Raw genomic sequence first — 11059 nt, 5'->3', positions numbered from 1 at the left:
TAAAGAGGACTATTTTATGAATCGATGAATTATTATAACAGAACTTTCGGATAAAGTTCTGCTTGAGCCGTATGTTCGAAAACGGACACGTACGGTTCTAAAGAGGGTGCGGATGAGCAATCATCCAATCCTATCTAACTTTTGAAAAAAAATATTTTACAAAATTTTAATGGCCTTTTTTTGTGAAATTCATCTCCGACCTGCAGAGGTCGGAGTATTCTTTCACATTTAAGATAAAAAAGTAGGAACAAATTTTTAGAAATAAATTAACTTCTAAAAATTTCCTAAAAATGTTACTTTTTAATATAAAGAACAATTCCTGCAATAATAACAATTAAACCTAAAATGGACACTATATTAAAAGCAAGTCCCATTAATTTAAAGCCCAACTTTAAAAAGAAAGGTCCTACTGCACAGAATAATAATATTATACCTATAATTATAGCAATTAATCCACCAATTCCTTTCACTCTTTCACCTCCATAAACATATTAGCAATTAAAAATATGAATATAATCACATATACATTTTTTAACGATAATACCTCAAAATTTTTAATTTTACAATTATAGATGCGGAAAATGAATAATATTAAAAAACTTTTTAAAAAATTCTAAAGGAAAGTATAAAAGAAAACTTATTATAAACATCAACTTAAAAACTAATAATATGTTAGAACTAGAAGAACTGCTAGAAATTTTCAATGCAGGTAAAACATTAACCATGGATTTGGAAGCTGCAGAAGCATGCAACCATTACTCAAGAGAAGCGCAAAAAATAACTTGTGAATTAAATTATAAATACCATGAATTTGATGAAATACGTGAACTGTTTTCCAAATTGATTGGAAGAGAAGTTGATGAGGAATTTAGAGTTTTTCCACCATTTTATACTGATTTTGGAAAAAATATCCATCTGGGAAAAAACGTTTTCATAAATTCCGACTGCAAATTCCAGGATCAGGGAGGAATCTACATTGGTGATGATGTTTTAATAGGACACAATGTTGTTTTAGCCACACTAAATCATGAAGAAGACCCTGAAAAGAGAGGAAATCTATGTCCAAGTCCAATTAATATCAAAAATAAGGTATGGATCGGTTCCAATGCAACAATATTGCCTGGCGTTACAATTGGTGAAGGAGCAATTGTTGCAGCAGGTGCAGTGGTAACAAAAGACGTTGATGCAAAAACTGTTGTCGGCGGTGTTCCTGCAAAATTCATTAAAAAAATAGAGTGAATGTTAGTGTCAAAATTATTTACAGAAAGACAAATTATTTGAATAGTTACCAATCATGACAGTGAAATAATAAAAGAAGTGGTTAATTTAAACAATCTTAAATTCATTATTCATTAATTTAATTTACTAAATGTAGATGAAACTAATCCATTAATAGAATTTCTTTTGAACCTTTTCACTTTCAAGTTCCAGAATTGCATTTGATGAAATCCATCTGCAGGTCTTATCATCAATTTCAGATATTTCATAAGCAACTTCCAATGCATTTTTATTACAGATTAAATCCCGTTTTCCAATTTGTCTTAAAGCCCAATTAACTGATTTTTTAACGAAATTCCTATTGTCAAAGGAAGCTTTTTTAATTAAAGGAAAATATTTATCAAAATCTTCGGGACCTGCCTTTTTGTCATGAACCGCAATAACAGCAATGAGACTGAAAGCAGTTCTTTTAACGAATTCCTTTTCAGCATCACACCAGACAAAAATATTATCCCGAGCTTCAGGCAAATCAATTAAGAGATTAATGCATGCCTGATCCACAATATCCCATGAATAGAATGAATTTACCCATTCCTCCAATTGTCGGGAAGTGACTTTCTCCTTTTCCTCAATCATTGTGGCAAGCAAATGAGATTCATGAAAAGGATGATTCCACAGTTCAATAGCCAAATCATGGTCTTTTCCAATTTCTTTAGCTAATTTACGAATAACAGGAAGTCTAATACCATAAGAATGCTCACAACCTATTGCGAATCTTTTGTTGGAGTTTACAACATTCTCATCAGATATTTCTTCAAAATAAGCAATTACTTCCTGAAAATCCATATTATCTATCCAGAATAGCTTCACGAACCTTATCAACAGCAATTTCCTTTTTGGCAGGATAAGCAGCTATCTTTATTTTCAAATGAATGGAATCTCCTGAATCTTTAACGGTTAATTTTTCATCAATGGCATCTTCTTTATCCAATCTTAAAAACCAGTTACCTTTCTCATCGATTTTACGCTCTAAATCATTATTTAATTTTTCCAAATCGACAGATTCCAAAAGTAAGTTAAAAAAAGCTTTGGTGTATCTTTTTTTAGAAACAACACCTGATAAAATTATTATTTTATCTTCAGTTAATCCTTCAGCTTCCTCTGCATTGATTTCAGCTTCAGGTAAAATATTTAAAACAGCCTGAGACAATTCTTCAACATCTTCATTTTCATAAACAAAGACTCTGAATTTAATATTATGAATCATAAAAATCAAAAAAGAGTAGTAAAAAAAGAGAGATTATAAATCTCTTCTTCTTGCTTGTTCACTACCTTTTCCTTTAGATTTTATTCCACGTCCTTTGTTACCAGCACTAGTTAAGCCTCTTAAAGCTCTGTTAGTGTGTTTTTTGGAGCAAATCCAATTGATTTTTTTATCGTTAATGATAGAAGGACTTTGTGGATCTACTAAGATAACTTCGTAGTATTTGTATTTTCCGTCAGACCATACCCAGTATGAGTTTAAGACTTCTAAGTTAGGGTATTTTTTACCTACTCTTTCTTCAGCAATTCTTTGAATTGATTTAGCTTGAGTAATTTTGTTTACACCCATTCTTTTAGGTTTACGACCGCCTTTGAAACGTGATTTCCTTCTTCCACCACGTCTTACTCTAGTTCTTACTAAAACGAAACCTTTTTTAGCTCTGTAACCTAAGCTTCTAGCTCTGTCTAATCTAGTAGGTCTGTCAATTCTTTGTACTACTTTTTGACGTCTCCATTTTGGAGCTCTTTGCCACATGAGTTCACGTACGTAAGACTCATCTGGATTTTTCCAAGCATCTCTAATATATTTATACATAAATTTCACCTTTTTTTGTTCAGCTATAAAAGCCACATCCAATGGGAACTTATCCCAAAAAAAGCAAACTGCTAAAATTTTAACAGTAATAAAATATTTGTTTTAAGTACATATAAAGTTAATGTTTTTAATGGTCATTTAGAAAGATTTTGAAATTTACGAATCGGAATTCATAATTTTCATATACATCATCAACGCCAAAGCTGTCAACAACACCATAGATATGTTTACCGCCATCCATTAATTTGGACAAGACATAATTGTCCTTTCTTGGAACATATCCTATTTTTTCACCATGATATTTGACTAAAATGGCATGCTTGTCATATTCATTAGATGCTTCACGGATCAGTTCCAGTCTGTCTCCAACTCTAATTTCAGAAAATATTTCATCAATATTGTCAATATAGTCAAGCCCTGCAACGTTTAATTTGATTAAAAAGATATCCTTTAAAAAAGGCTTGATTTTTCCACCTTTCTGAATATGGCCTATGATTGTGGTGATATCTGGGTCCGGTTTTTGAATGTTAGACATTTTCAATCAGTTTATTTATTCTTTTTTCAAGATTTCTTATATCTTCTTCCCTATCTTTAATCAGCTCTAAAAGCATGGAAATATATTCATTGGAGGCATCCTCATCATCCAGCAATTCCTTTTTGTTATATGGATAGTCATCCTTGAGCTTTGATATCCTTTGTTCGAATTCCTGAATTAATTCCTTAATCTTTTCAATTTCAGAAACTTCTTCAACATCATCCTCAGGAAGTAATGTTGCCACAGATTCCAATCCTTTCAAGTCCCCGTTTTCAAAACAGTATACTGCCCTATAAAACAGATTCAATTCAAAAAATGTCTGATTTGGATGTAAATCCGGATGAAGCCTTTTAATAAGTTTGCGATAGAGCTTTTTAAGTTTTTTTGAATCTTCAGGAGATAATTTTTCAGGATTATTTTCTTCCAAATACTTTATTTCATCCATCTGTGCTTGAACCTGCTTTTCATATTCTTCAAATTCAGCATCCAACTTTTCATTTATTTTATCCAGATTAAGTTCATTTCCGTGATTGATTTCAATTCTTATAAGCTGAATTTTACGTTTCAGTTTATCTATTTGAAGCTCACGCTCATATAACCTATATTCATATAATCCAAACTTTAAAACATATCTGCGCTCAATATCAGGACAGATGTGGTTAGTCAAATCATCATATTCCAAGATTAGCTGAGATAACTCTTCCTTTAATTCTTTTACTTCGGGATGGATTATTAATGTCATATTAATCAGCTGATTATTTTATACACAAATATTTATTTTTAAATCAATATATTTTTTTCGTGAAAAAATTATGGGATGCTGTTAAGACTAAAAAATGAAAAAAAGAAGTAAATGAGATTAATCATTTACTTAAGCAGTTACTTTAATGGTATTTGCAATGTTACATCCGTCATATGATGAAGTGATAATGTATTCTCCGACCATTAAATTAATGTTTAATTTAGCCTGTCCGGTTGCGTTGGTCATACGTTCATACATTACTCCGTTAATGTTGAAAGTAACATTTGCATTAGCCAATGCATTTCCTTGTCCGTCCACTAAAGTAGCTACAAACTGATCCGGTGTACCGTATACTTTTGTTAGGTCTTCAGCAGATAGGACAGATAAAACAGTGATGTTATTTGCAACATTACATCCGCCGTATGATGCAGTAATGATATAGTTTCCTTGTTCCAAGTTGATGTTTAACTTAGCATGACCTGTTGCATTGGTTTTTCTTTCATACATTACACCGTTAATGTTGAAAGTAACAGTTTCACCGGCACCGACAGGATTACCTTCATCGTCCAATACTTTTACAATGTATTGTGAAGCGTTTCTATAGTATTTAATCAGGTCCTTGTTTTCGGTTATTTTTGGAAGAACCGTAATTGTATTGGAATGCATTTCACCATTTGTCGGATGGGCTGCTGTAATGATGTATGTTCCCTGTTCCAGGTTAATGTTTAATTTGGCAGTACCGTTTTCGTTAATTTTACGTTCATACATTACGCCGTTGATGTTGAATACAGCAGTACCGTTTGTTAACGGATTGCCTTCGCCATCAAGGAATGTTGCATAGTATTGTGTTGCGTTTCTGTATATTTTTGTAACATCACTTGCATTAACTGTTGATAAAACAGTGACTTTTGAGTTGACTTTTGCAGGATCATAGATATCATTGCCTTTATAGTAGACAACAATAGGATATTCTCCGCAGTCCAGGTTAATGCTCATTGAAATAGTACCGTTTTCATTGGTTTTACGGGTATTGTTTACGCCGTTAATATTGATAATAACTGTTTCGTTTGCAATGGCCGTGCCGTTGGAAGTTAATGAAACTAAAAATTTAGTTCCGTTTTTATAATACATTTCAATCTTTGGAGCTTTTAAATCAACTGCTTTAGTACTGTTAACAAAAATTGTTGCCTGTTTTGTTATTCTGCCAAAATCATCATCGCCCATAAACCTTACAGTAATAGGATATTTACCATTAGGCAAAATTGCTGTAATATTTGCCACACCTGAAGAATTAGTGACAGCAGAGTATGTTTCTTCACCGATATCAAATAGTAAAGTTCTATTGGCTATTCCACTCATATTATTATACATTAATGCAGCATTGTATTCAAATTCTGTGCTATTAGTTGTTAAATCTCCTGCAATTAATCTTACATCAAGAGGCACTTTTTCAAGCAGTTTTTTTCCATCTTCAAATGCTTTGCTTTGCACATCATTACAGTATGAAGTGATATAAATTGCCCTGGCATTAATATCTGTCATTTTTGCTGCCTGTGCAAGTATTTCGCTCATTTCAGCAAACATATTACTTTCTGCATTATACCAGTACTCTTTCACAGGCTTACCATAAATGTCATAGTGATCCGGTCCGACACAACGATAACAAAGTTCTTTAAAGACATAATATGGGTAATTATCTGTATCAAAGACTCCTTTTTCCTCTGCAGGCTGATTAGCTCCATAAGCCTCACTGACATTTATACAAGCATTGGATACTGGTACAAAAACTCCATAAATTGGCGGACCGCAACTGACCCAGCTAACACAGGACATTTCTGCCGGAAGATCGGGAAATACCTGCAATACATGGGCGCTTAATGCATTTTCAGTTCCAATAGGCCTTGTAGTAATATTAGCTATCTCATCAGGAGAGTATTTTGTTCCTTCAAATCTATTACGCAAAATTTGACAGACGTCTTGCAGTGAAACATTCCTATCCGGTGTAAAACAGAGAGGATACAGGGCGCTAATATTGTAGTCTGCACCGAACTGTGACGGTGCTAAAATTTGATGTCCAATCCAAGTCCTCATATGGCAGACATCCCTAGCCATCTGACTTCCAGAATATGTTTCAAATAAATTAATCTCATTATTTTTACCATATACAGCAAAACCGTTTTCCTCTGCAAGAGTAATTAAATCTTTAGAGGTAATAACTTCCTCAAAATCAGACAAGTATTCTAAACTATACTCATTACCAAAAACAGCTACTTTATCGCTAGGCAATTTAACTGCAGCATACTGATATCCAGTATACATTTCAACATACCATGCTTCACTTTGATCAGCAATGATAGCTATATTGGACTCGCTACTGCCATATTTATCAATGATACCCAAAAGAACTTCTACAGCCCCCCTAGCAGTTTTACTCTGACAAATCACAAGATCCACAGCAGCATCTTCACAAATTCCACTATCTACCCGTGGATCTGCTGTCAATGCCGCTTTGTTTGGATATGCTGTAACAGACATGGTCATGACTACACCGTATTCATTAGTGCATGCAGCCGCATCATAAACACCTTCTTCATTGAGTGCTACCGCACTGTCCATATATGGCGTCGCAGTGTATTTATAGGTAGTTTCAGGAATCTCTGTTTTTACATTTCCATCCACACTTACAGGCATGGTTCTGCCTGATTCATTCTCTACTCCAGGAGTCACTGTAATATGATTTCCCCAAACTGCAGGGTAGTCATTTGACCTGGCAACAATTACTGAACCGTCATCACTAACATCCGAGCCCACATATACTGCAGTACATGCGAAGCAGGCTTGCATACTACACAACAACAGTACACAAAAAAGTAAAAATACCAATTTTTTTGGCAAATAATTTAACTTCAACATGAATTTCCCCCAATTAAAACCTTTAATTCATCAATACAAAAATATTTATTTTTAAATCAATATATTTTTTTTCGTGAGAGAGAATTATGAAAATGCCAGAAAATATTGATTCAAAATTGCTTGCTCCATGCGGAGTGAATTGTATTAGTTGTGAGAGATTTGAAAATCCATGTGTCGGTTGTTTAATTGGAGATGACGGTAAAAACAAGGCCAGTTTAAAATGCAGGATTAAAGCCTGTTTCGATACAAAAAACTTCAGTTACTGTGGAAGATGCAGCGAGTTTCCATGCCCGTTAATGAAAAAGCATTCCAAAAAATATGTTAAAAGACATGATTTAAATACACTGGAAAGTGCCAAAAGAATCAAAACAACAGGTATCGGAAAAATGATGGCTCAGGATAAAGAGAAATGGACATGTCCGGAATGTGGTGGTATCATTCACTTTCAAACAAAAAGATGCAGTGAATGCGGATTCGAACAAAATATTTAAATAATAAATATAACAATAGTTTTAAATGTGAATAATTAACTATTGTTATTAATTCGCATGAATTTGACAATTCATATTACTCACCCATTTGTATATATTTGAGAGAGGTAGGGTATAAACCCTATTAACTTCTCTTTTATTCTAATTTTTGATTTATATCCCTTGCCTGTAAATAATAATAGATATAAAAACCAAACCAGAACACAGCAGCAAAAATAACTGAAATTAAAATCCATTCCATAATGACACTGATACCCAAATCCAAAGGCAACCATGCCAGGTATATTGCAACGCTGAATAATGCTGTAAAACCTATTGCCATTTGAAAGATTACCTGGAAAGGCAACGGCCAATCAGTATCATATATAAAACCGCTTAAAGAAAATCCCCATCCAATAACGATGGATCCAAAAAATGCGTTGATAACATCATATCCTGAAAAACTAACAAGCTGAGGCCCATACTGAAGGGCAATGAGAACTTCAATGAGCGCAACAATAAAACATCCCACAAATGCGCCCAAGGCCAATTGTTTTATAATATCTGAAATCTTCATATTATCACCTTACAAATCCAAAGCTTTTTTAAACTCAGGCAAATATTTTCTTGAAATATTGTCCTTCAATCCATTTTTCAGCATTATAAACATCATTCCCTTAAGTGAAGGAGCTACACGATCTATTTTTTTGATATTGACAATGGTCGTTTTTGAAATACGAACAAAAGACGGGTTTAAAGACTCCTCAACCTGATACAATGCTTTTTTAATCAAATATTTATCTTCCTGAGTATACACGTTAACTTGCTTATCTTCAACTCTAATCATGAATATTTCATCAAAATTCAAAAAAGAAATATCCTTGCCTTTTTTAACTGCAAGCATGTCCATTTTAGAATCATCTTCCAAAAGGGTAATCGCCTGCTGGATGTTATCTGTCAATTCATTGGTATGAATCTCGGCATGAGGCTCGGATATATCCCTTGAAAAGAACAAATCTACCTTCATAATCCCATTTTCTCCATTTCTTCAGCTATTTTTCTTTGCCTATAATCTTCACCGAAAGCATCTGCAAATACAAATGCTTTAAAGAAGTCTACAACGACCCCAATTCCCCAAAAGAACGCTGGGAATAAAACCCACCAAAATTCTGGTGTGAACAAAAAGTTAATTACTGCCAAAAAGGCATTAACTAAAACATATGCCATGAAATTTCTGTAAAACTTAATTTTCTTATCTACTCTTTCAGCTGCTCTATCAAAATCATTCATTTAAATAACCTCTTTATTTTTCGTTAATAATAATTAGATTATTGGCATATAAAGGCATGATTATCAAAGTCTGTGAAATGCAAATAATCAAAACCAAAATGCAAAAAATAAAAAGTGAAATGAAAGTAACTATAATGTAATAGTTACCAGATAATATAAGATAGAGGTCAATGCAGGAACTGTTAAATTGTCAATTCCACCATAACTTAAAGCTTCACAAACCGTTGCGATAGCAGAAATTCCTAAAATCGCCCATAAGTTAAATTGAGGCATAGGATATCCGATAGTCATGAAAACCATCCATACGAATACACTCATAACGGTTGTAATTACAAACATTGTAAGTGACCCTTCAAGAGATTTTTCACCGCCGAATACTTTATATTTGACTTTACCGAATTTCTGACCGATTAATGCTGCAAAACCGTCACCATATACCATAGGTACGATAGCAAGAGCAACAATCCACAAGTAATTTGGGAATACTAAAATTAAAACCGTCCAAATAGCTGAATAGAAGAATAAACCTAAAGCGTGGCCTGATTCAGTTACACAATTTTGAATTTTAATCGGTGAATACTCAGTAAGCAGGAATGTTCCAATCGTTGCCGGAAGCGTTAAAAAAACAATCATTATCCAAGGCTCTGAGAAAAATGGCATGGCAAAAATCATATTACCAACCATAATATGTAAAAACTTACGTGAAACCTCAGGTTTTGTCTTCAATACCTTTTCAGACAAAATAAAGATAGCTATTACATAGATATATACGGCAATTAAAACTATTATATCTGCAAAATTCATTCTTTATCATACTCCCCATATTCACATCCGGCATTTTCAATTTTTACATGGTCAATTAATGTGCCGTCTTTTTTATATAATTTAATTTCGCCCCAACCGTTTCCACCGTTCCATAGACGATTGTGGAGTTTTTTACCGTTAGGAGCTTCATAATTAATTAATAACATTTCATCACGTTTACAGTACAGTACAAGTTCCATACGTGAGTTTTTATTTGATGCGTTAACATGCCATGTATGGACATCTTCCCCCTCTTCAAAGTCAAAATCTATTTTAACCATGTTCCAGAACCTTGCAAAGTTGTATTCATACATTGTTCCTTCATAGTAAAATCCGATTAATAATTTACGAGGAATGGAAATTCCAAATGCCTTAGGTCTTCCACCACCGGCTTCAAATGCGGAATTATTCAATTTTTTACCTGTTTTTAAACTGGTTAAATTACATGAAGAAATCCAAAGCCATGGGCTTGTAAAGTCTCCACCCCAGTTTTTATCAGCATAACCATATGATTTTTCAGGAATAACTTCATATTCAACTCCGTCCAACCATATTGATCCGCTGTATTGGGTTTTGATTCCTTCAGCATGCCAAAACATTTCAAATGAGTTTAATTTTCTGAATAATTTACTAGCACCATATCCCACATTAAAAGTGATTTGCTTATCAATATCCAAATCCCACCTCATATCACCGGCATCACACATAAGTTCAGGATGGTCTTTAGCATCTTCTTCAGTCACTTTACATGAGCCTCGCATATGAGTTTCACTTAAAGAACAGTCCCCTACGCGAATATCCAGCTTATCATCAGGACATTGGAATTGTTTCATTGAGTAAAAATTATGTATTTGTTTAGCATCCTTACCCCATGTTCCCACTTTCATCATAAAATAAGAGGGTTTTTTACCTTCTTCTTGATTTTTAGGATCCTGACCTAATGTAGGTTCATCTTCAGCTAATGCAGGGTTACATACAAAATATTCAATAAAAAACGGCTTTGCTTCGCCAGTTTCCTTGTTATATGCAGTTAAGGAATGCCACCACCAATCATAACCTTTTTTTGCAAGTGGTCCTTTGAGCATATAATAGTTTCTTTCCAAATCACTTTTATTCATTTAAAATCCTCCAATAAGATAATATATAATTTATTTAAAGTTTAATAAAAAGATTATTGTTTTTAAGTAAAATAATGCCAATAATATATTACAAACGAATAGTAAAAGATG

14 protein-coding genes are annotated in these 11059 nt (G+C 33.3%); 2 read left to right on the top strand and 12 right to left on the bottom strand.

Annotated elements, in window-relative coordinates; all coding sequences use genetic code 11:
- Positions 1-293 precede the first annotated feature (293 nt).
- Positions 294-470 carry a hypothetical protein gene (locus tag ACKI44_RS01615; protein ID WP_407420958.1) on the bottom strand — a complete coding sequence of 59 codons (177 nt, stop codon included), beginning with the start codon at positions 468-470 and terminating at the stop codon, positions 294-296.
- Between the two features lie 199 nt (positions 471-669).
- On the opposite strand from ACKI44_RS01615, the gene ACKI44_RS01610 reads away from it, so the two are divergent.
- The gene (locus tag ACKI44_RS01610; protein ID WP_407420957.1) at positions 670-1239 is read left to right on the top strand and encodes a DapH/DapD/GlmU-related protein; all 570 of its coding nucleotides are present in this window, start codon (positions 670-672) and stop codon (positions 1237-1239) included.
- Between the two features lie 150 nt (positions 1240-1389).
- Here the strand turns inward: ACKI44_RS01610 and ACKI44_RS01605 are convergent, their stop codons facing one another.
- From ACKI44_RS01605 to ACKI44_RS01580, 6 genes are all read right to left on the bottom strand, one after another.
- Entirely contained in the window at positions 1390-2064 is a 675-nt protein-coding gene (locus tag ACKI44_RS01605; protein WP_407420956.1) for a DNA alkylation repair protein, read from the bottom strand.
- A 1-nt stretch (position 2065) separates the two neighbouring features.
- Positions 2066-2485, bottom strand: coding sequence for an RNA-binding protein (locus ACKI44_RS01600; RefSeq protein WP_407420959.1), 420 nt, complete (start codon positions 2483-2485; stop codon positions 2066-2068).
- A gap of 33 nt (positions 2486-2518) precedes the next feature.
- A complete protein-coding gene (locus tag ACKI44_RS01595) occupies positions 2519-3076 on the bottom strand; it encodes a 50S ribosomal protein L15e (protein WP_058738852.1) in 558 nt (185 codons plus the stop codon).
- 127 nt (positions 3077-3203) lie between these two features.
- Positions 3204-3611 (bottom strand): HIRAN domain-containing protein, encoded by a 408-nt coding sequence (locus tag ACKI44_RS01590; protein WP_407420955.1) that lies wholly within the window; start codon positions 3609-3611, stop codon positions 3204-3206.
- Positions 3604-4353, bottom strand: coding sequence for a hypothetical protein (locus ACKI44_RS01585; RefSeq protein ID WP_407420954.1), 750 nt, complete (start codon positions 4351-4353; stop codon positions 3604-3606). The genes ACKI44_RS01590 and ACKI44_RS01585 overlap by 8 nt, the downstream gene beginning before the upstream one ends.
- A gap of 129 nt (positions 4354-4482) precedes the next feature.
- Positions 4483-7266 carry a C69 family dipeptidase gene (locus tag ACKI44_RS01580; RefSeq protein WP_407420953.1) on the bottom strand — a complete coding sequence of 928 codons (2784 nt, stop codon included), beginning with the start codon at positions 7264-7266 and terminating at the stop codon, positions 4483-4485.
- 86 nt (positions 7267-7352) lie between these two features.
- On the opposite strand from ACKI44_RS01580, the gene ACKI44_RS01575 reads away from it, so the two are divergent.
- Complete coding sequence (locus tag ACKI44_RS01575; RefSeq protein ID WP_407420952.1) at positions 7353-7757, top strand: DUF3795 domain-containing protein; 405 nt, start codon at positions 7353-7355, stop codon at positions 7755-7757.
- Between the two features lie 136 nt (positions 7758-7893).
- Here the strand turns inward: ACKI44_RS01575 and ACKI44_RS01570 are convergent, their stop codons facing one another.
- The 5 genes from ACKI44_RS01570 to ACKI44_RS01550 all read right to left on the bottom strand — a co-directional run bounded on the left by ACKI44_RS01570 (position 7894) and on the right by ACKI44_RS01550 (position 10948).
- Positions 7894-8313 (bottom strand): DUF3021 domain-containing protein, encoded by a 420-nt coding sequence (locus tag ACKI44_RS01570; protein WP_407420951.1) that lies wholly within the window; start codon positions 8311-8313, stop codon positions 7894-7896.
- Between the two features lie 9 nt (positions 8314-8322).
- Complete coding sequence (locus tag ACKI44_RS01565; RefSeq protein WP_303736051.1) at positions 8323-8763, bottom strand: LytTR family DNA-binding domain-containing protein; 441 nt, start codon at positions 8761-8763, stop codon at positions 8323-8325.
- Positions 8760-9026: a 2TM domain-containing protein gene (locus tag ACKI44_RS01560; RefSeq protein WP_407420950.1), complete on the bottom strand. Its 267-nt coding sequence runs from the start codon at positions 9024-9026 to the stop codon at positions 8760-8762. Before ACKI44_RS01560 ends, ACKI44_RS01565 begins: the two co-directional genes overlap by 4 nt.
- A gap of 129 nt (positions 9027-9155) precedes the next feature.
- Positions 9156-9830, bottom strand: a complete 675-nt coding sequence (locus ACKI44_RS01555; protein ID WP_407420949.1) for a diacylglycerol/polyprenol kinase family protein — start codon at positions 9828-9830, stop codon at positions 9156-9158.
- Complete coding sequence (locus tag ACKI44_RS01550; protein WP_407420948.1) at positions 9827-10948, bottom strand: tocopherol cyclase family protein; 1122 nt, start codon at positions 10946-10948, stop codon at positions 9827-9829. The genes ACKI44_RS01555 and ACKI44_RS01550 overlap by 4 nt, the downstream gene beginning before the upstream one ends.
- Between the last annotated feature and the right edge of the window lie 111 nt (positions 10949-11059).

The sequence above is a fragment of the Methanobrevibacter sp. genome, assembly GCF_045646205.1.
Taxonomy (GTDB): Archaea; Methanobacteriota; Methanobacteria; order Methanobacteriales; family Methanobacteriaceae; genus Methanocatella.
Note: the sequence above shows the minus strand (reverse complement) of the source record. Positions and strands in the feature narration are given on the sequence as shown.